Annotated in this window: 18 protein-coding genes; 10 read left to right on the top strand and 8 right to left on the bottom strand. The window is 34.5% G+C overall.

What is annotated here, in order from left to right:
• Positions 1 to 78 precede the first annotated feature (78 nt).
• The 5 genes from IPK88_01385 to IPK88_01365 form a co-directional block, all read right to left on the bottom strand.
• Positions 79 to 624, bottom strand: a complete 546-nt coding sequence (locus tag IPK88_01385) for a GNAT family N-acetyltransferase (GenBank protein ID MBK8242051.1) — start codon at positions 622 to 624, stop codon at positions 79 to 81.
• 97 nt (positions 625 to 721) lie between these two features.
• The gene (locus IPK88_01380; GenBank protein MBK8242050.1) at positions 722 to 1,135 is read right to left on the bottom strand and encodes a hypothetical protein; all 414 of its coding nucleotides are present in this window, start codon (positions 1,133 to 1,135) and stop codon (positions 722 to 724) included.
• A gap of 121 nt (positions 1,136 to 1,256) precedes the next feature.
• Entirely contained in the window at positions 1,257 to 1,871 is a 615-nt protein-coding gene (locus IPK88_01375) for a phosphatase PAP2 family protein (GenBank protein MBK8242049.1), read from the bottom strand.
• A gap of 280 nt (positions 1,872 to 2,151) precedes the next feature.
• Positions 2,152 to 3,171 carry a proline iminopeptidase-family hydrolase gene (locus IPK88_01370; protein MBK8242048.1) on the bottom strand — a complete coding sequence of 340 codons (1,020 nt, stop codon included), beginning with the start codon at positions 3,169 to 3,171 and terminating at the stop codon, positions 2,152 to 2,154.
• A gap of 198 nt (positions 3,172 to 3,369) precedes the next feature.
• Positions 3,370 to 4,197, bottom strand: a complete 828-nt coding sequence (locus IPK88_01365; protein ID MBK8242047.1) for a VOC family protein — start codon at positions 4,195 to 4,197, stop codon at positions 3,370 to 3,372.
• Positions 4,198 to 4,386: 189 nt separating this feature from the next.
• On the opposite strand from IPK88_01365, the gene IPK88_01360 reads away from it, so the two are divergent.
• The 4 genes from IPK88_01360 to IPK88_01345 all read left to right on the top strand — a co-directional run bounded on the left by IPK88_01360 (position 4,387) and on the right by IPK88_01345 (position 9,148).
• The gene (locus tag IPK88_01360; GenBank protein ID MBK8242046.1) at positions 4,387 to 4,935 is read left to right on the top strand and encodes a sigma-70 family RNA polymerase sigma factor; all 549 of its coding nucleotides are present in this window, start codon (positions 4,387 to 4,389) and stop codon (positions 4,933 to 4,935) included.
• 1 nt (position 4,936) lies between these two features.
• The gene (locus tag IPK88_01355) at positions 4,937 to 6,280 is read left to right on the top strand and encodes a hypothetical protein (GenBank protein ID MBK8242045.1); all 1,344 of its coding nucleotides are present in this window, start codon (positions 4,937 to 4,939) and stop codon (positions 6,278 to 6,280) included.
• Between the two features lie 84 nt (positions 6,281 to 6,364).
• Positions 6,365 to 8,068 (top strand): T9SS type A sorting domain-containing protein, encoded by a 1,704-nt coding sequence (locus IPK88_01350; GenBank protein ID MBK8242044.1) that lies wholly within the window; start codon positions 6,365 to 6,367, stop codon positions 8,066 to 8,068.
• Between the two features lie 114 nt (positions 8,069 to 8,182).
• The gene (locus tag IPK88_01345; protein ID MBK8242043.1) at positions 8,183 to 9,148 is read left to right on the top strand and encodes a hypothetical protein; all 966 of its coding nucleotides are present in this window, start codon (positions 8,183 to 8,185) and stop codon (positions 9,146 to 9,148) included.
• Positions 9,149 to 9,620: 472 nt separating this feature from the next.
• Here the strand turns inward: IPK88_01345 and IPK88_01340 are convergent, their stop codons facing one another.
• Together IPK88_01340 and def are read right to left on the bottom strand one after the other, a co-directional pair.
• Positions 9,621 to 10,895: a T9SS type A sorting domain-containing protein gene (locus IPK88_01340; protein MBK8242042.1), complete on the bottom strand. Its 1,275-nt coding sequence runs from the start codon at positions 10,893 to 10,895 to the stop codon at positions 9,621 to 9,623.
• 19 nt (positions 10,896 to 10,914) lie between these two features.
• Complete coding sequence (def, locus tag IPK88_01335) at positions 10,915 to 11,469, bottom strand: peptide deformylase (GenBank protein MBK8242041.1); 555 nt, start codon at positions 11,467 to 11,469, stop codon at positions 10,915 to 10,917.
• Positions 11,470 to 11,562: 93 nt separating this feature from the next.
• On the opposite strand from def, the gene IPK88_01330 reads away from it, so the two are divergent.
• From IPK88_01330 to IPK88_01305, 6 genes are read left to right on the top strand one after another with little or no spacing between them, the layout of a single operon-like run.
• Positions 11,563 to 12,351 carry a sulfite exporter TauE/SafE family protein gene (locus IPK88_01330; GenBank protein MBK8242040.1) on the top strand — a complete coding sequence of 263 codons (789 nt, stop codon included), beginning with the start codon at positions 11,563 to 11,565 and terminating at the stop codon, positions 12,349 to 12,351.
• Positions 12,352 to 12,397: 46 nt separating this feature from the next.
• Complete coding sequence (locus IPK88_01325; protein ID MBK8242039.1) at positions 12,398 to 12,754, top strand: rhodanese-like domain-containing protein; 357 nt, start codon at positions 12,398 to 12,400, stop codon at positions 12,752 to 12,754.
• Between the two features lie 2 nt (positions 12,755 to 12,756).
• Positions 12,757 to 14,148 carry an MBL fold metallo-hydrolase gene (locus IPK88_01320; protein MBK8242038.1) on the top strand — a complete coding sequence of 464 codons (1,392 nt, stop codon included), beginning with the start codon at positions 12,757 to 12,759 and terminating at the stop codon, positions 14,146 to 14,148.
• 39 nt (positions 14,149 to 14,187) lie between these two features.
• Positions 14,188 to 15,396: a GTPase HflX gene (hflX, locus tag IPK88_01315; protein MBK8242037.1), complete on the top strand. Its 1,209-nt coding sequence runs from the start codon at positions 14,188 to 14,190 to the stop codon at positions 15,394 to 15,396.
• A 28-nt stretch (positions 15,397 to 15,424) separates the two neighbouring features.
• The gene (locus tag IPK88_01310) at positions 15,425 to 16,525 is read left to right on the top strand and encodes an aminopeptidase (protein MBK8242036.1); all 1,101 of its coding nucleotides are present in this window, start codon (positions 15,425 to 15,427) and stop codon (positions 16,523 to 16,525) included.
• A gap of 8 nt (positions 16,526 to 16,533) precedes the next feature.
• On the top strand, positions 16,534 to 18,168 hold the full coding sequence (locus IPK88_01305) for a hypothetical protein (protein ID MBK8242035.1): 1,635 nt from the start codon (positions 16,534 to 16,536) through the stop codon (positions 18,166 to 18,168).
• Positions 18,169 to 18,637: 469 nt separating this feature from the next.
• Here the strand turns inward: IPK88_01305 and IPK88_01300 are convergent, their stop codons facing one another.
• On the bottom strand, positions 18,638 to 20,263 hold the full coding sequence (locus IPK88_01300) for a T9SS type A sorting domain-containing protein (GenBank protein ID MBK8242034.1): 1,626 nt from the start codon (positions 20,261 to 20,263) through the stop codon (positions 18,638 to 18,640).
• Positions 20,264 to 20,358: the final 95 nt, after the last annotated feature.

Raw genomic sequence — 20,358 nt, 5'->3', positions numbered from 1 at the left:
GAAGAGATTTAATAGGCTATATAAATGATATTTCAATAATCGTATAAATGTAAACCATTCATCTAAGAAAGCTAGTTATTATTCTTGGATTTTCTCATAAAGTATGCAACATTTAAGCCTCTCATTATTTAACAACTTAGGATGCTCAAATTCTCCAAGCTTTTTCATCCCAATTTTTTTCATGACATGTTCTGATTTTGTATTTATTTTTGGTGCAATGGCATAAATTTTTGGTATATTTAAATCATCCAAACCATATGCTAAACATTTTTTTGCACCTTCTGTAGCATAAGCTTTATTCCAGTATTTAATGCTTAGTCGCCAACCTATATCTACGCAAGGTGTAAAATCCGATTCAAAGTTTTGTTCTGAAAGACCAATAAAACCTATGAATTCATGGGTTGATAAAAGATCAACAGCGAAATAACAAAATTTTTTTTCAAGAAATTGGGTTTGCATCCGTTGTATAAAACTAATGGTATCTATCTCATGTATTAGGTTTGGAAAAAATTCCATAACCCTTTTATCCTGATTGATCTCAATCATTATAGGAACGTCACTTTCATTCCAATTTCTGAATCCTAATCTTTCGGATCTGAATAAGTATGAGTTATTGATATCCATCAATATTGAATACTGGATTGAACATATATAAACGATTCACAGATCTATGATCAATACTCAACAATAGATCCATGAATGTGTAGAATATCAGATATTTTTAATTGTTTTTCAGCATTAACTTACAAGCTAAATAACCCATCGGTAAATATGCGAAAATTAGATCTACAAGTGTAAACCAAATGGGAGAAGGGAGCATAATAATATTTATGATTCCACCAAGCAAGAACCATGCGCTTACAATCATGGCTAATCTCATCTTTTGAGTTGCGGCTAAACCTGCAGTAACCATTGCACCTAATAAAGTTCCAAGAGCGTGAGCTAAAAAAGGCATAAGAAAATGTTTGGGTTCCATGAGTGGCATAGCTGCTTTTAAGCCTTCCATCGTTTTAAGATCAGCGCCTTCAGGTGGAGGTATAACGGAACTGCTTAACATGATGATTCCCATGTTTAAAGCACCACCTATGATAACACCGGCGACTACTGCTAGAATGTTTTTGACTGTTGGATTCATATCGTTTGGTTTTGTTAGTTAGCTTATTATCTTAAATTTAATATCAATTAGAAGAATTTAGTGAACGCATTCACAATTGATTTTCAAAGTTAAAACAATTATTTTATTGGCTAAATATTTTTTAAAATGTATGGGTAAGTGCTATTCCAAAGTGGTTTCCATAGTAATTTGGCAGGACCATTGTTGAATGTAAATATTTTTTAGATTTGAATACATAATGATCTAAATATGGAAATATCCAATATGCCATTTTTGTACTCAGCATTCCAATACCTGCTCCCATAGCTACATCAGACAACCAATGACGAGCATTATAAATTCTAAACATTCCGGTACCCGTCGCAACAATATAGCCTGAGATTCCATACCATATGGATACATCCCTATATTCATGCCACAAGAATTCTGCTCCTGCAAAAGCAGTTGCGGTATGTCCGGAGGGGAAGGAATTATTTGAACTGCTATCTGGTCTTGTAATGTTTGTAGTGGATTTTAAAATACGAACACTTGTTGTCATCAATAAATAGGAACTTGCCAAAATAATACTTCTGTCCAAAAGATTATTCTTACCCTTTATTCCAATTGCATTGAATGCATAGACAGAAATGGCTGGCGCAAATTGGGAAAAATCATCAATGGTTATTCTTTTATCAATATGTTCACTCAGTTCATTTCGAATTTCGGTATTGATTAATTTTAAGTAATCACTTTCTAAAGCAATAACACCATAGGACATTAATGCTGCAGGTATAATGAATTGTTTAGTTATGTAGCTTATTTTCTATACGTTTGTATTTTGTACAGTATCCTTATTCGTACTGTTTTGAGAATTTACAAGATGAAGATTTACTAAAAAAAATAAAAGTAAAGAAATGTATTTAAAAAGATTCACAAGCTTTGATTCATTGTATTCATTGTTTTTAATTCAGTATTTTTTCAAGGATCATTTTTTCAGGATCATTTTTATTTTGTATCCATGCAAATGATTTTGTTGATCGCAACTTTGTTCATATAAATTACATATTACCATGGTCCACATCTTTGATAAATTGGATGACCCCGTTCATAAAAACTTGTTGATCATCCCACATCGATAAGTGACTTCCATTTGGACAATATAAATATCGACCACGTTTCACCATTTTACTTTGTTCCTCCATGGCTTTAGGATCCATTGTGTCGTATTGTGCACCGATCATTAAGGTAGGAACTTTTATTTCGTTAAGTCGATGTTTGATATCCCACTTTTCAAGACGACCACTAATACCAAATTCACTAGGACCCTGCATTAAAGTGTAGATATTTCCATTGATGTGTTTTATACTTCTATTAAGTCCATCAGGCCATTCTTGTAAGCGACAGATATGTTCATGATAAAAATTTGGAATGAGCAATTCCATGAATCTTGGATTATTAAAATCCTTTTTTGACTCAATAGCTCTTATTTCTTGAAGCACTTCTGGTTTCATTTGATTGGCAAGAACATCATTGGCATATTTTCCATATTCAGTAGAACTGGCTACCATGTTAGATATTAAAAGTCCTTTTAAATGTTGTTGATATTTCAAAGCATATTCCATTCCGAGTATGCCACCCCATGAATTACCTAGTAAGTAAAAATTGGAACTATCGGCCCCAATAGCTTGGCGCACTTGTTCCACTTCATCTACAAAACGTTCTGTTGTCCAGAGACTACTATCGGTTGGTTGATCGCTATAGTATGATCCCAATTGATCATATTCATAAAATTCAAAGCCTTCCCTTTGGAAAAAGGTCTCAAAACATTCCATGTATTCATGGGTCATTCCCGGGCCGCCATGCAACAATAATATTTTTATTTTAGGATTTTTACCAAAGCGTTTAGTCCATACTTTGAATTCACCAACAGGTGTTTTTATGGGAATCATTTTTACACCGGCAGATTCTATGGAATCGTTGTAGTTAAAATATTCTAATACAGATGTATGGGTTGGTATTACTTTTTCTTGGCAACCCAAGTGAAGGTAAATAATACCTATTAATAGGAAGAGACGCATAAGTTTGGAATTGAAATATTTATTTTTTTTAATGGAGAACTATTTGGATATGATATATCTATAAACGTAGTACAATAGCTTTAAAGAATTAGGTACCGAATCGTGTATTGATTATTTTTAATTTTTAAATTGATTATATGGTCAATTCAAAAAAAATTAGTCTTTTGCGAATGCTTAATATGGAATACATTTATTTTATTAAGCATTTAACAAAGCTGCTATATCTAATTTTTTCATTTTAAGCATGGCTTGCATGGCTATTGGGCCATGATCTTTGTCGTTCATAATTTCAGCTATATTATTTGGAATGATTTGCCATGATACGCCGAATTTGTCTTTGCACCAACCGCACATACTTTCGAATCCACCATCTGAAGTAAATTGATTCCAGAAAAAATCAATTTCATCCTGGTTTTGACAATTCACAACTAAAGAAACGCCTTCATTAAATGTATAATTATGCTCATTAGGTCCTTCCATGGCTACCATAGGATATCCATCTAGTTTGAATTCCGCGTAAGATAACTTACCGGCAAATGGAGATCCTTCAGGATAATAATTTTTACTATCTATCGAAGAATGCTTAAACAAGCTGGTATAAAAATCTAATCCTTCTTGTGCTCTACCTAATTGGTCAGCTGTAAATAACATAGCTGGCATCATGCGATCTTCAGTGCCCTTCATGATTTGCCAGGTGAAGCCGTATTTATCTTGAATCCAACCATAGAGTTCGCTCCACGGGTATGGGTTCAAAGGCATTAATACGGTACCACCTTCTGATAATTGATCCCATATTCTTTTACATTCTTCTTGAGTAGTGCAATGGATAAACATAGATATTGATGGATTCATTTTAAACACAGGTCCTCCATTAAGGCCCATTATTTTTTTTCCATTGAGCTCGAATAGAGCCACCATTGGATTTTCGGTCAGTATCCTTGAATGATTGAAGATTGAACAGTAAAAAGTAGCTGCTTCATGGGCTTTCCCATCAAACCACAGACAAGGATAGATTTCATTAGTCATCTTTGTATTTTTTTGCAATATAAAAGTTTCTTTTGGCAATTGTCATTTAAATGATTAGGTCAAAATATTTTTTTAGTTTAATTCGTAATTGATTTCCGTTCCCGTAATTTGTAATTGATCTTTCGTAATTGAATTATTTTCCCCAAAATCATCCCCTCGAAGCAACAAATTTACGTAACTTGGAGTCCTATGAGTGGTATGGATGAAAAAGCCTTGGTTCGGGACTGTCTCGCAGGAGACGAGTTGGCCTGTAAGCGGCTTTTTGATCAGTATTCACCCACGATGATGTCCTTGTGCAGGCGGTATGCTACCGAACAAATGGAAGCTGAAGATTGCCTACAGGAGGGCTTTATTAGGGTTTTTAAGTATTTGCATACCTGGAAGGACGAAGGACAACTGGGTGGGTGGATCCGACAAATTATGGTCAATGTATGCCTAAAACAGTTGGCTGATCTTAAAAAGCTGAAATTGTCCAGCGGGTATGATGAAGTGATTGAAGTGGCAGTAGATCCGGGGCCCATGCACAGTATGGATTATGAAAGGTTGTCAGAATTGATACTGACCTTACCACAAGGGTATAGAACGGTATTCAATTTAAGTGTTATAGAAGGGTATAGTTATACAGAAATTGCGACTATGCTTGAAATTAAGGAGGTGACTTGTCGATCACAATTGATGAAAGCAAAGAACTTCCTGGCTAATAAAATAAAAACAATGTATCCTGAAATGAGTATATAGTATGCAGAAAGATTGGTTAGATAATATCAGGGAATACGAAAGTAACAAAAAATCCACAGTTTCTCCTCGAGTTTGGGAAGCTGTGAAACCGCATATTCCTAAGAAAAAAGATCAAAACCGATGGCCATTTATATTCCTATTTGGTGGAATTGGAGTAGTGGGCGCCTTGGCTTTGGCCTTTTACGTGTATACTCCGAAAAGCCTTGAATTAAGCGAAAGCAATAAAACGGCAACATTTAATCAAAGTGTATCGACTAATAATATTTCTGAATCCAATGTAAGTGAGCCAAACATTGTATCTGCTCCAGCATCTCAAAAACATAATGAGCGCAATAGCTTAAATACTGAAAAAGCAAGCACACAATCCGTAGTTCGAAATATAAATACAACAAACCATACCAAGGCTAAAGTATCGGCTTCTGACCAATCTGCAAGTTCAAGTATAGCAGCAGCAACTGCTGAACCTTTGCTAAATGAACGGATAACTGAAACCCAAAATGCTGATTTGACGATGGATGATTTGAATCGCTCGCAAGCCATATATGAATTATTAGCTCCGAAGAATCTTCCACCGCTTAATCATGAACCAAGTGAAGTGAAGAAACCTGATCCAAAAGTGAATTGCTATCAATTCTTAAAAAAGAAACACTTTAGTTTATATCTGGAACCCTACGTAGGCCCTGGGTTGAATATGTATCAATTGACTGCGAAATCATCAGAGAATAATGCATATGCTGGTGCAAGATCTAAGTCGGAGACAGCGCAACTATCTGGTTTGGCGGGTTTAAGATTGGCTTTGCAATATCAAGCTCTAGTTTTAAAGCTTGGCATCCAATATCAATTAATAAATGAAAAGTTTACCTATACTAAAAATGGTGAAGTAAGGGTCACCGAAATCTATGAATACCCGGGTGGGCCGCTCTTGAGAACAGATACCATGGTGGGTTTACGAATCATAGAACACCATAATTACAGACATTTATTAAATCTTCCCATATCCTTGGGCTATATTAAGCATGGTAAATTATTAGATATAGGTGCTTCTGTAGGAACTGGATTGAATGTATTTGCCCAACATTCCGGACAATATTTAAACGATACTTTGGCACCAGTAAAATACAATAATATTGTTTCCAATACGAACCAAGGATTTAAACAATCTTTAGGTGGCTTTGTTACTTTGGACATTAATGTATCTAAAAAAATATTTAAGCGAAGCGAATTATTTATAGAGCCGGGATTGATTTATTATTTCAATTCGTTTACAATTGATTCAGATCCATTAAAACAAAAATATTTCTCCCCCCATATCAAATTCGGATTAAAGGTGCCTTTACTTTTCTAACGTTTGGTTCATTAATTTTTTTTCTTTTAATCAGAATTTAACATGAGTGTATTTAATTTTTTTAGTCGACTAACTTATTTGTCAATGAGCCCTATTGTTCATGGTTTAATTATTATTTCGTTCGTTTTTTCAATGAATACCTATTCACTCAAGGGACAAACACCTGTATTTGAATATGTAAAGGCTATGGGAGGCCCTTCTACTGATATTGGTTCATCGGTTTCTTTGGATGCTAGGGGTAATCTATATACGGCAGGATCATTTGAAGAAACAGTAGATTTTGATGCCGGACCCTTGAGTTATGTACTAAAATCAAATGGTGCCAGGGATATTTTTATCACCAAAATGGATTCTAAAGGTGAACTTATTTGGGCAAAAAATATAGGAGGTGACAAGTCAGACGATGGTCGGTATATGTCTACAGATGTATCCGGGAACATATATATTGCCGGGACTTTTCAAGGTACCGTAGATTTTGATCCGGGACCGGGTTTATTTCCGTTAACCAGTCAGAACAAGGATGATTTATTTATCTTGAAATTAAATGCTGATGGCAATTTTCTGTGGGCTTATCAGTTTAATGCTTCGACTTATATTGATATCAATGCTTTAGTCCTCGATGCCCAAAATAATGTATACCTGACTGGTTACTTCAATGAGCGGATTGATTTTGATTTTGGATCCTCAGAATATTATTTAAGTCCATTCGGACAAGAGGATATTTTTATTTTGAAAATGAATGCGTCAGCTGAGTTTTTATGGGCCCGACAATTGGGTGGGAAGTCCTTTGAATTGGTTAATGATTTAACTATAGATATTGAAGGAAATGTCATAACCACAGGACAATTTACGGGTACTACAGATTTTGATCCCGGACCAGATACATTCCAATTGACTACTAATGGGATAGCGGATGTATTTATTTCTAAAATAAATCCTTCCGGGAATTTTGTTTGGGCAAAAAGCATTGGAGGCTTGGCAGAAGAAAGCGGAAGAACACTTGTAACGGACCCCATGGGAAATATTTATTTGGCTGGCGAATTTCATGGACCTGTTGATTTTGATCCGGGATCAGGTACTAGAATCTTGACCCCAAAGGGAAGTAAAGATTTGTTTTTGCTTAAACTTACCGATGAAGGTAATTACATCTGGGCTCAACAGATAGGAAACAGTACTGCCAGATCTTCTGATGTTACCCTTGATAAAAAAAATGATCTATACCTTACAGGAATCATTGAAGGAATCACAGATCTAGATCCGGGAACAGGGATTTATGAATTAGGAGCGCCCAATACCTTCAGCATTTTTACCCTCAAATTAGATAAAAATGGAATATTTAATTGGGCCTATTCTATTGAAGCCAATCCTTCTGATGTTGGATTTCAAATATTGGTCGATCCTACATTAAATGTTTATCTGATGAGTTCTTTCACCGGGTATGTTGATTTTGATCCTGGGTCTGGAGTAGAAAACATAAGTACCAATGGATTTAACGATATCTTTTTGCATAAAATGAGTCAGCAGATCACAGCAACTAATGACTTTAGCACAATCAAGAAGTTATTCTCTTATCCTAACCCGATAAGCCAAACATTAGAAGTTAATCTTGAGTCTGAAGATACGCAATTGGACATTTTTAATGAATTGGGAACCGTTGTTCACTCGCATTATTATGAAAATAAGGGGATCTATCAAATCGATATGTCTAAATTTGTCAATGGCAACTACTTTATAATGGTCAAAGAAGGCAAGAAAGCCAAGGGTATGATTAAAATTGTTAAACATTGATTGTATAAAGGTCAGGTAAATAACCATTTATTTTAAAAAATTGAGCATACAAAGCAACAATAAACTATAAAATGATATCAATCAAGTATTAAGAAAGCACATAAATAAATAAAAATGCAACAATTATCTCGATTTATATTTTTAGCATCCTTGATGTTAACTGCTTGTAATAATATAGATGATTTTATACCATTTGAAAAAGCCAATACGATCCAATCCGAGCATCCTCTTTATAATAAAGGATTAGCTGAATTGCAACTCACACCTCTTGTATTGGAGTTTAATTCTGGAGATGCATTTGAATATGTTTTTGAAGATCTTTCAAAAATCAATATTCCGGCTAATGTTTTTGCCTATGACGGAAAGCCATTGCCCAATAAAAAAATTCAACTTAAAGTAACCAGAGTTAAGAATAAGTCAGACATGAGTAAGATGGGTCTGACTACCTATTCCAAAGGTCGTCTGATATCTTCCGGAGGCATGTTTTATTTAGAAGCTACATGGGAGGGTAAACCTTTGAATTTAATAGTTGGAAAACATTATGAACTAAGAATTGCTGAACCTAATCCTATTGAGGAAATGGAATTATTTTATGGCGAAGTCAACCAAGATACTCCTCTGGATTGGATTGAAGCGGATAATAATCCGAATAGTACCTCAAATGTAGGCACCGGAGAGTGGAGGGCTGGCAATCTAGCTACTTATGGCTATGTCTGTTTTCCAGAAAGACTGAAATGGATCAATTGTGATTATTTTGTAAATTTCACTGGTACTTTCGTAACACCATGTATTCAGGTGCTTAGCGATCCAAAAAATGATTCGATATCAACCAATATATTTTGTGTATTTAAAAATTTCAATGCGGTAACCAGTGTTAGTTTGGCGGCTACATCTGCGAATATGTATTGCTTCAATAAAGTACCGGCAGAACAAGAAGTTACCTATATCGTCATTGGTAAAGGAAAAAAAGATTTTTATATAGGACAAGTTCGTTCCAAAACTGCTGTAGGAAGTGCTATTGATGTTAAAATAGAACCTACAAGTCTTGAAAACGTTACAGCAATATTGAATAAACTCTAGCTTATTTTATTAGAAGGGAATAGATTCAGAACTCCTTTACCAACGTAAACTAGAAAAAAATTTAAAAAATTAATCTGGTTGTTTAACATTTTTACATAGTTTTAATTCTCGTTCATATTTTTAACCTTTTGTTCTTTTTTCATGAAAAATGATTGAGTGATCTTGCCTTAGCAAGAAATTTGTGATCCAAAATCACAAATTAACGAATGAACCGAAGCCTGTATCAGGCTGAGGGAAATCAAAAATTATTCATTCTCCATGCCTAAATAATTGGCTTCGAAGACTACACCAATTATTTAGGTTCACTTCACCAAAAGACATTCTGATGTCTTTTGGTTCGTTCATCCTTTAAGGCCGGTCCAAATTTCTATGACTACTTAATTATTTGCCCTTCCTCGAATGCATTTTGACAATTTGCTAGGCGAATGATCTTTTAATCAAGTGCAGGGTTAAGAGTCTGAATCTACTGCGATTATATTTTTACCAAAGTTTTCAATACCAATCCAGTTTCTGATTTTGCTTGCATTTGAAATAATCCAGATTGGATATGTTTGATGTTGATTTGTTGTGATGTAGCAGGAAGTATAATTTTATGACCTAGTACATCCGTTAGAATAATTTTTGAATCTACAGGTATAAAATTCAATTGTATCATATCACCAGCAGGATTAGGATAAACATTGAATGTAGTGTTATCCCCAGAATGCGATCCAGAACTTAGACTGTAGTCAAACACAAAATAACCCGGGCTTATACTGGTTGAAAATTGATTTACAAGTTCATATTGTCGGTCATAAATAAATACTTGGCCATAAGAGAAGAAATCTGTTTCACCACCATACAAGTATCCCGATTTAGGATCATAAGTTAGTCCATAAAAACTCTTACCAAAATCCTTTAATGTTTTGGTTTGATCATCAGTGAGACTATAACTGCCTACTACGGTCTTACCACTTTCCTGATAGATAATAGCTTGGTCTACCAATGCTGAAGTACCGCATAGGGAACTCACACCTGGTAAATTGGTAGTAGTAACATTTTGGGTTTGGTCGATTGTAATTTTAGATATTGAACTTCCTGTGTAATTTTTATTATTCAAACTATACAATGTGTTATTGGCCACCATTAGATTCTCCGGATTTTTTCCATCGATTCCTAATTCAATGGTTGATTCTAAACTTAAAGTTTTGAGATCAATGACCAGTAATTTTCCAACTTCTTCACCGAACACGAAACCATTATTTACGGCTACATACGCTTTATCATTATGGATACTAATATTTTCCGTGGTGAAAGGCTGAATAGATGAAGGTATGCTAAAAGCAACACTTAAATCTGATTTATTTAAAATTTGAACATATGAATCCAAGGTCTTATTATATTCTCCTTTGGTGACGATCACATAGTCCTGATAGAATTCTACCTTACGTACGCCTTCTACAATTTTTGATCTAATAAGCTTGTTGTCGCTAAGTTGATATTGATTTAAATATTGATCAGCAGTCACCCAAAATGTCGAACCATCTAATTTAATATCAGATGCAAATCGTGCATTTGGAATGTCAAATAAGGTCGTATATTGTTTACTTGTTGGATCGTATGAACCAACGGAAACCGGAACAATGATTTTATTGTTTACAAAATCGAAAGAACCTTCATTAAGTATGAGTACTTGTTTTAACGATTGTGCGTAAGTGCAATAGATAAACGAAAAAAACAAAACAACACTTGTAGTTAATAATTTCATATTCATTTTATTTAAATAGTTATTGTAAAAATTTAACTGGATATTTAGCATCACAGTTTCCTTTTCTAATTTTTTCTAATTTTCTTTGAATTAATTGTCGTCGGACGGGTTTGATTTTCTCAACGAATAATATACCTTCGATATGATCATATTCATGTTGAATGACACGTGCATTCATTTCATCAAAAACCATTTCATGTGCATTAAACTGTTCATCCAGATATTTGATTCTTAGATGAGTGGTGCGTTCTACCTCGGCATGAATGTTGGGAATGGAGAGACATCCTTCTTCAAAAGGCCATTCCGGTCCATATTCTTCAATAATGGTAGGATTGATAAACACCATTTTGATACCTTTTTCAGGATTTTTTTCTTCATAATAGGGCATCGTATCTACGATAAATAATCGAATTCCAAGACCGACCTGTGGAGCAGCTAGACCAACGCCTTTAGCGAAATACATAGTTTCCCACATATTGGTGATGACATCTTTGAGATTAGGATAATCCTTAGTTATTGGACTTGCTTTTTGTTTAAGCACGGGATATCCATACAAGTAAATGGGTAAAACCATTCAAATAGGCTTTTAATAATAGAAATTGTTCATTTAAACACAAATGTAAAGCATTGGTTGGTATTAATTATACCTTTTTACTTATCATTGCAGATGGGAATCTTGTCTGTTCTGGGAGCTTTATTTATGGGTTTGCTTTTGGGCCTGTTAGGTGCAGGCGGAGGTATCCTGACCGTACCCATATTGGTATACTGGGTTGGGGTCGATGGTTATACTGCGAGTGCTTATTCTTTATTTGTGGTTTTTGTTACTGCTTTTGTTGGAGCGGTAAGTCATATCATTAGAAAAACGATATTAATTCAAGCCTTATTCAAATTCGGAATACCATCTTTGGTAAGTGTATTTATAAGCAGAGCATTTATATTACCATTAATTCCAAATACCATTTTTTCTTTTGGTGATTGGGAATTTACCAAAAATCACTTAATTCTTTTTCTATTAAGCTTGGTGATGATTTGGTCTTCGGTTAGTATGATTCGATCTCAACCTGCCACATCCGATGGGAAAAAAGTGAGTAGCCTGAGAATCATAATGGCCGGTCTTGTAGTAGGATTGATTACAGGTGTTTTGGGCGCTGGTGGTGGTTTCGTGTTAATTCCTACGATGGTTAAATTATTGAATATTTCTATAAAACAAGCCATAGGTACCTCGTTAAGTATCATTTGTATCAATACCGGAATAGGTTTTTTTATATATTCCCGAACAGCACACGATATTGATTGGCATTTATTGAGTTGGTTTACCGCTTTGGCCATTTTGGGTATCCTCTTAGGTGGATATTTAGCAAAATGGGTACCTGATCAAAAATTAAAACCTATTTTTGGTTGGTTTGTCTTAACAGTGGGTATCTTTATATTCGTAAAAGAATTATTTTTGCAATAGAATTGTTAAAGTATAAATGCTTATTTAACATTAAATACAGTTGATTATGAAATGGATTTTATTTTTAATATTAGGCGGTGTATGCTTATATTTATTTTTTAATATGACAAATGTAACTGCACAGAATAAACCAGTAAATATGAAAGAATTATTAGCAAAAAAACCAGGAAAAGTTATTGACGTAAGAACCTTGGATGAGTATAATCAAGGGCACTATAAGGATGCTATTCATTTAGATTGGAATAATGGTGACTTTGAAAAAGCTTTACCAACATTTAAAAGTGATGAAACCTATTATTTATATTGTGCCAGTGGCGGAAGAAGTGGCAGAGCTGCAGCATTATTGCAACAAAAAGGTATTAAGAATGTCACCAATCTTGGTGGGTACAGTAATTTAAAATAAGGATGCATATTGAGCAATTGTATACAAAATGTTTAGCTCAGGGTGCCTATTTTATTTCAAGTGATGGTGAAGCAGCCATTATTGATCCATTGCGCGAGATAGAACCCTATTTAAATTTATTGAATAAAAATAAGGTCAAGCTCAAATATATTTTTGAAACGCATTTTCATGCGGATTTTGTTTCAGGTCATTTAGATTTATCAAAAAAAACCGGAGCACAAATTATTTATGGACCCACTGCACGTCCAGCATTCGATTGTCATATTGCGGCAGATAACGAGTATTTTTCTATCGGAAAACTCAAACTAAAAGTATTGCATACACCGGGACATACTATGGAATCTGTGTGTTACCTGTTGTTTGATGAATCCGGGCATGAGGTTTGTTTATTTTCTGGAGATACGCTGTTTTTAGGTGATGTCGGTCGCCCTGATCTGGCTCAGGCGGGTAGTGGATATTCACAGGAAGAATTGGCCGGTATACTGTATGATTCTATTTATCAGAAATTATTACCCCTTCCGGATCATATATTGATCTATCCGGCACATGGTGCAGGATCTTCTTGTGGAAAAAACATGATGCAGGAGACTGTGGATACCCTGAAACATCAGAAAGCAGTCAACTATGCATTGAATCAGAAAAGTAAATCAGATTTTATTCGGGAAGTTTTGGATGGTCTTGGTTCGCCACCACCATACTTTGAAATGAATGTAGCTCTGAATAAAAATGGGTATGAGGCCTATGACGAATTGCATCGTAAAAAAATGAAAGCCCTGGATATTATCGAATTTAGCGAACTACAAAAGCACAATGATGTGATTATCTTGGATACGCGAAGTGCAGATGAATTTTGTAAAGGATTTATCTTAGGTTCCATTAATATCGGCTTAGATGGGCAATTTGCTCCCTGGGTAGGAAGTATTTTAGCTAATGTAACTCAGAAAATTATTTTAATAACATGTAATGGTAGAGAAGAAGAAAGTATTCTAAGACTTGCCAGAGTAGGATTTGATCAGGTGCTCGGATATTTACAAGGCGGATTCCAAACATGGAATGATGCAGGTCAAAGTATTGAAACCATCCACAGAATTAATGCTTCATCTTTCGAACGTGAATACAATCAGGAAGATTCTAAGATCATAGATATTCGAAAAGAATCAGAATACAACAAGTCACATGTAGTTCATGCAGATTTCAAAACTTTAGATGAAATACCTCAATGGTTAGATACACTTAATGATTCGCAGCATCAATATATTTATTGCGGAGGTGGTTATCGTAGTATGATTGCCGCATCTATGATGAAAGCTAAAGGATTGCATAATTTTACAGAAATAGAAGGTGGTTTCGGTGCCATTGCAAAAACAAATATTCCTATATTTTATATAGCTTGATTTGTTTACTAAATTTTCCAAATTAACATAACGAAACCTATGAATTCATCCTGGAACAATGTCATTGAGAAAAAAGACGCAAAGAAAGATGTTGAAAAAGCTATCTTAGTTGGCATTATACTTCCAAATCAATCTGAAGCACTCATCAAAGAACACCTGGATGAATTGGAATTTCTAGCCTTGACCGCTGGTGCGAAAGTCATCAAACGATTCGTTCAGAAATTAAATGGACCTCATTCCAGTACTTACATTGGTAAGGGTAAGGTAGAAGAAATTGTGGAATATATGGAACATTTTCCTGCGGACATGGTCATATTTGACGATGATCTAAGTGGAAAACAACAAAATATATTAGAGGAAGCATTAAAGGTCAAAATTATAGACCGGAGCTTTATAATTCTGGATATTTTCGCGAGTCGCGCACAATCTGCCCAAGCCAGAACTCAAGTTGAATTAGCCCAACTTCAATACATCTATCCAAGATTGAGGGGAATGTGGTCGCATTTGGAACGACAACGAGGTGGAATCGGGATGCGCGGACCCGGTGAGCAAGAAATTGAAACAGATCGCCGGATCGTTAAAGAAAAAATTGCTTTCCTAAAAAAGAAATTAGAAAAAATTGATTTACAAAATGTAACTCAACGAAAAAACCGCGATGAAATGATTCGCGTTTCATTGATTGGTTATACGAATGTTGGTAAATCTACCTTGATGAATTTATTGAGTAAATCAGATGTGTTTGCCGAGAATAAATTGTTTGCCACATTAGATACCACAGTCAGGAAAGTAGTGATAAATGCCATGCCATTTTTACTTTCAGATACGGTAGGATTTATTCGCAAGCTTCCACATCATTTGATTGAAAGTTTTAAATCTACGCTGGATGAAGTTCGTGAAAGCGATTTGTTATTGCATGTTATTGATGTGTCGCACCCACAATATGTTGATCAAATCAATACCGTGTTGGAAACACTAAAAAGTATTGGCGTGAATGATAAACCGATGATCATGGTATTGAATAAAATAGATTCGTATCGTGAATTGTATTTCGATGACTTATTGGATCAACGCACTAAAAAAGAAATCGAACAAGAACTCATCACTAACCTTCAAATCAAATTCAGTTATCCCATTCAGATTATTTCTGCTAAGTCTAATGAAAATATCGATGCATTAACTAAGCTTCTAAAGGAACATGTAGCGAAATTGTATATGATTCGATATCCTTATAAAACTAAACAATGGTAATTGCAACTTTTCATTAAATCTTTAAATCATGAACTGGATAGATAAATATGGTGAATTATTAGCTAGTTATTCTTTGTATTTAAAGCCGGGAGAATTGGTGTTTGTAAGAGCCACAACATTAGCAGAGTCTTTGGTGAAATCTTTTTATAAACACGCCACAAAACTGGGAGCAATTGTTGAAGTGGAATGGATATTCGAAGGCCAACAAGATATACTTCTGGAATATGGAAATGAAGATCAATTGAAATATGTGAATCCGCGTAGTTTAGCATTGATCCAGGAATGTAATGCTTATATACTCATACGCGCACCATTCCAATCCAATAAGGATATGGCCGAGACTGATCCCAATAAAGTTCAGTTGTTGACAGAAGCAAATGCTGCCTTTAGTAAAATATATTTTGAGCGATTGGGTAATGGAAGTTTGAAGCGGAGTCTATGTCAGTTTCCAACCCAACAAGGAGCTGATCAGGCCAACATGAGTTTAGATGAGTATGCGACATTTATTCAAAAAGCTTGTTTTTTGGATCGTGAGCAACCGGCTGAGCATTGGTTGGATATTAGCAAAATGCAACAAGGGATTGTTGATTATTTAAATCCTTGTAAGGTGATGCGGTATGAGCACCAAAATTGGAGCATTGAATTTGGTGTAGAAGGAAGAACCTGGATCAATTCAGATGGGAAGTCCAATATGCCATCAGGTGAGGTATTCACGAGTCCTATTGAAGATTCAGTTAACGGTACGATTTATTTTGATTACCCTACATTAATGTTTGGCAAAGACGTTCAGGGTATAACTTTAGAAGTTAAGGACGGTGTGATTCAATCCTGGAGTGCCAACATAGGTCAGGAAGTACTAGATCAGGTTTTTGCTATAGAGGGTACCACGGTTTTTGGTGAAGCTGCCATTGGTACCAATCCGAATATTCAACAAGCGACAAAAAATATATTGTTTGATGAAAAGATTGGTGGAACTGTTCACATGGCTGTAGGACAATCTTATTATCAATGTGGTGGAAAAAACAAGTCAACCATTCATTGGGATTTAATTACGAATATGAAGAATGGTGGTAGTATTTTTGCTGATGGAAAAAAGATTTATGAGAACGGACAATTTTTAATACATTAATCCATCATATGAACCTTAAATTAATTATACTGCTCATTATATGCTCTAATTATCTTATTGCTCAAGGTGGTTTTGCAAATACTTATGTACTGAAATTTAACGATCGGATGGATATCAATTATTGGCCTAATTATATATCAGCATTAACTATCAGTCAGGACAAAATTTACACCTTTATTAAGGCAACTGATACTTCAAATTTTAATGGAAATAATATTTATGGAACGGGCTTTGGTGTCTTTGACCTCAATGGCAAGTTATTGAGTTACGATTATATTCCATATCAAGGGGAGCATAACTATTTCTATCCTGAGGATATGATCACGTATGATTATAGAACCTTTTACACATCGATATATCTAAAACCTAATCATGATGCCATTCTCAAATACAATGCTGAATCAGGAGTTACTCAATTTTTTTCTATTTACAATTCATTATGTCATGATGATACTTGTTCTATTAGATTTGGAGATATGGCCCAAGATGTCAATGGTCATTTGATCATTGCTTATGATATACGCGTTCCTGTGCCTAGTGATCCATTTGCTAATCAAGTTCAACTTGTCAAAATGGATACTTCTGGACACATAATATGGACTAAAATATTAGGCGGAATTACGAAAGATTATGCAAGCAATAGTTGTGAATCAGTCAGCGTCGATAATGAGGGTAATTATTATGTCGGCGTCAAGTATACAGATTATTTTAAATTCTTTGAAACGATATTATATAAATTGGATTCCAATGGAAATATTCTTGGTAAATATACTTCTGTCTATAAACTAATGACTGGCAATGTATTCGATATGGTACATAATGAAGATGGGTCCATTAGTTTATTATCCCAATGGTGTAAGAATGATTCGAAATTTGCATATGTTGACATTCAAGCACCAGCAATTACTATATTGAATAAGGATTTAAGCTTAAGAAAAACATTTCTAATTGGAGATTATTTACATTCAAGTTTAAATGCTGAAAAGCTTTTAAAAGCTAATCATTCAACCGATTTAGTAGCTATTTTTAATCGCTTTTATAATTTTAATTATTTGAAATATGATAGCTTGACAAACCATTTAGATACCATTAAGTCTTCTGCTCTGAAGGCAACTTTTGTAAGAGTAAATCTGAATGGTGATAGTATTTGGCAAAGAAAATACACAGTTCGAGAAGGAAAAGTGAATCATTGGACTGATGCAGAGGAAAGTCACGTTTATGACCTTAAAGCCCTTCCAGATGGAACCGGTTATATTATGGGTGGATATTCTTATCGCGATAATGCATATGAAGTACTAGGAGAAGCTTATTACGCTCCATTGCTTATAAGGGTAGATAATGACGGATGTATCATTCCTGGATGCAATCTTGTTAACTCAAATAAAGATGTGATTCATCCACAGATATCATATAGGGTATGGCCTAGTCCATTTAGTGATAATATAACAATCCAACATGATGCTAATCAAGTATTGTTTTACAAAATATATGACCTCACAGGTAAATTAATGTGTGATTATGTATTATCAGAAAAAGGTGAAAATTTAATTATTAGAGCTGGTCATTGGCCTGCAAATTTATATATTCTTCACGTGTCTGATGAATTGGGTAATTTGAGTATAAAGAATCTTGTGAAACCATAATGAAATAGCACAAGATTAAATATCATGCTTGAGCAAGTATTTATTGTACTACAAACTTAATTGCCCATCATTTTTGCACGCTTGATATATTTTTGCTAATTTCTATAAGATCGTATTTTCAAATACTGAATATTGATCAATTCTCAATTCTTCTTTACAATCTCGCTTTCTGGATACTTATCCGTTGAATGCTGCGATACTCATTTGATCTGAACTTATGGCGGTGCTTTTGAATTCGAGTAATGAAGTTTGAAGAGCTTTCGTTGTGAAGATGGGTGAACAAACAGAAGAATATTCAATGACAATATAAGATCTTCATTTGATATCAACCAAGGATTTGTACTTTAAAGATTGGACAAGATATCTTGGATCGGGGGTTTGTTAGGCTAGGGATACTGAATATTTGGTGCAGTCATATTTTTTATGAAAACAAATAATTATTTATTTTAAAAAACATCTAAAGGCAAACCTACGGTTCTACAATTATTTTTTGTTTTGCAGTTTCATATTTAGTTTTAATCGTTAAGTAGTACACTCCACCAGTAGAAAGATTTTCAATCTTTTTATTAAAAGTATGTTTGCCGGCAGGTAAATTTCTAAATATTTTTTCTTCTAGTTTTTTTCCATCATGATTGAGTAAAATCATTTTTACATCAGATGATTGAATCAATTGATATTCTATGATCATATGGCCATCATTTGGGTTAGGATAAACCATGAGTTTTAATGTGCCTGTGCTATGTTTATTGATATTATCTATGGCAGAAGTTTTATTTTTAATGAGATTAACTTTAAACAACTGACTGCTTGCTGAGCTTAGGTCACCTTCATTCGCCCAAAAAATATTTGCCGCAGTACTACTAATGCCACCAAAAATATATCCCAGTTGGGTAGTGTCATCTAGTAAATCATCCAATTTAATAACACCATTCGGATAAGTTGACAACTGTTCATTCGGAATAAACTCTGATCCTGCACCCAGTAAAGTAGGCATTTCAATTGGTAATTTATATTCTGCCATAGATCCATTAGCGTCTCTGGTAACTCTGGCGATGGTTTTGACAAAGGGAACATTATTGTCTTGAACTAATGTGCCGAGACTATCATAGTATTGGGCAATGCCTCCAAAAAAAAGATTATGCATTTCATGCTTGCCTGCGGCATACAATGGAATTTTAGCACAATGATAGTGATTATAATATTGGGTAAAATTCCGATTAGGCTGATAAGTTACACTATCAATATTTACACAATTCAGATATGGCAAATCTGCTTTAGTTTGAAAAACACCGGAAAAAGCAGTTAGACCTTCACCTCCATCCGGAAATATTTGGGGCACTACATTGAAATCTCGTCTGTGTAATTGAGCGGTATCAGTAATACTTGGTAAATGTTGAATATTTATTTTATCGCCATTATCATTGAGTATAAATTTTCGAATCTGGTTCGAATATTCTTGAGTAAAACCTGGTCCATGATCAGGACCCATAGGATTGTATAAACCCATAAATTTTTGACCACCTACCAAATAAAAGGTGTTGTTTATTTTTTCGAGTTGACCTCCGGTTACCTGAAACTGTGGGTCAATGATCTGTCTAAAATGTGGTGTTATCGATGAATGATTGATGACAGCTTGTATTACAGAAGCTACATCAATTGCTGTAAGTCGACTGTATGTAAAATGATCGTCGAACGTAGGACTGTATCCATAGCCTCCAATAAGATACAAATATTTTCCTTCCTGATAAAACTCCATATTGGTGGATGAGAGTTGATCTTGTAATTCTGTAGAAAGTGAAGTCAATGGAGATGTCCATTTTTGTTTTGTGAACGGATCAATGACAATAAGTTGGGTATTATGGCCTGCTTGATCAAATGATGCAAAGGGTTGTCGGCGATGCAAGCCATCCAATCGTCCACCCACTAAAAGCCACTTGCCATTGTGTTGACCAAATGCAAAAGATTGAAGTCCACCAAGTCCTTCGATGTTTATGGGTTCCAGTGAAATACGGAAGGGAGCTGTTTGTGAATAAACATTCTTGGAAATAAAACTTACTAGAATTAGAATAAGAAAATTGGTTATATTATTCATCATGATGTATTGTAATTCAAAGATCGGTATATTTTATACAACTATTATGTTACTTGTGTTACAGAATGTCTATTATATTATTTTTAATGCATAATATA

This window comes from Candidatus Defluviibacterium haderslevense (assembly GCA_016712225.1).
Lineage (GTDB): Bacteria > Bacteroidota > Bacteroidia > Chitinophagales > Saprospiraceae > Vicinibacter > Vicinibacter haderslevensis.
The sequence above is the reverse complement of the archived record's forward strand: the minus strand, read 5'-3'. Positions and strand labels throughout refer to the sequence as shown.

Coding starts and splice junctions, on each gene's coding strand:
- IPK88_01325 (MBK8242039.1), top strand. CDS start 12,398: ATGAAATGGATTTTATTTTTAATATTAGGCGGTGTATGCTTATATTTA.
- IPK88_01380 (MBK8242050.1), bottom strand. CDS start 1,135: ATGAATCCAACAGTCAAAAACATTCTAGCAGTAGTCGCCGGTGTTATC.
- IPK88_01310 (MBK8242036.1), top strand. CDS start 15,425: ATGAACTGGATAGATAAATATGGTGAATTATTAGCTAGTTATTCTTTG.
- IPK88_01350 (MBK8242044.1), top strand. CDS start 6,365: ATGAGCCCTATTGTTCATGGTTTAATTATTATTTCGTTCGTTTTTTCA.
- IPK88_01320 (MBK8242038.1), top strand. CDS start 12,757: ATGCATATTGAGCAATTGTATACAAAATGTTTAGCTCAGGGTGCCTAT.
- IPK88_01330 (MBK8242040.1), top strand. CDS start 11,563: ATGGGAATCTTGTCTGTTCTGGGAGCTTTATTTATGGGTTTGCTTTTG.
- IPK88_01300 (MBK8242034.1), bottom strand. CDS start 20,263: ATGATGAATAATATAACCAATTTTCTTATTCTAATTCTAGTAAGTTTT.
- def (MBK8242041.1), bottom strand. CDS start 11,469: ATGGTTTTACCCATTTACTTGTATGGATATCCCGTGCTTAAACAAAAA.
- IPK88_01340 (MBK8242042.1), bottom strand. CDS start 10,895: ATGAAATTATTAACTACAAGTGTTGTTTTGTTTTTTTCGTTTATCTAT.
- IPK88_01305 (MBK8242035.1), top strand. CDS start 16,534: ATGAACCTTAAATTAATTATACTGCTCATTATATGCTCTAATTATCTT.
- IPK88_01355 (MBK8242045.1), top strand. CDS start 4,937: ATGCAGAAAGATTGGTTAGATAATATCAGGGAATACGAAAGTAACAAA.
- IPK88_01370 (MBK8242048.1), bottom strand. CDS start 3,171: ATGCGTCTCTTCCTATTAATAGGTATTATTTACCTTCACTTGGGTTGC.
- IPK88_01365 (MBK8242047.1), bottom strand. CDS start 4,197: ATGACTAATGAAATCTATCCTTGTCTGTGGTTTGATGGGAAAGCCCAT.
- IPK88_01360 (MBK8242046.1), top strand. CDS start 4,387: ATGAGTGGTATGGATGAAAAAGCCTTGGTTCGGGACTGTCTCGCAGGA.
- IPK88_01385 (MBK8242051.1), bottom strand. CDS start 624: ATGGATATCAATAACTCATACTTATTCAGATCCGAAAGATTAGGATTC.
- IPK88_01375 (MBK8242049.1), bottom strand. CDS start 1,871: ATGTCCTATGGTGTTATTGCTTTAGAAAGTGATTACTTAAAATTAATC.
- hflX (MBK8242037.1), top strand. CDS start 14,188: ATGAATTCATCCTGGAACAATGTCATTGAGAAAAAAGACGCAAAGAAA.
- IPK88_01345 (MBK8242043.1), top strand. CDS start 8,183: ATGCAACAATTATCTCGATTTATATTTTTAGCATCCTTGATGTTAACT.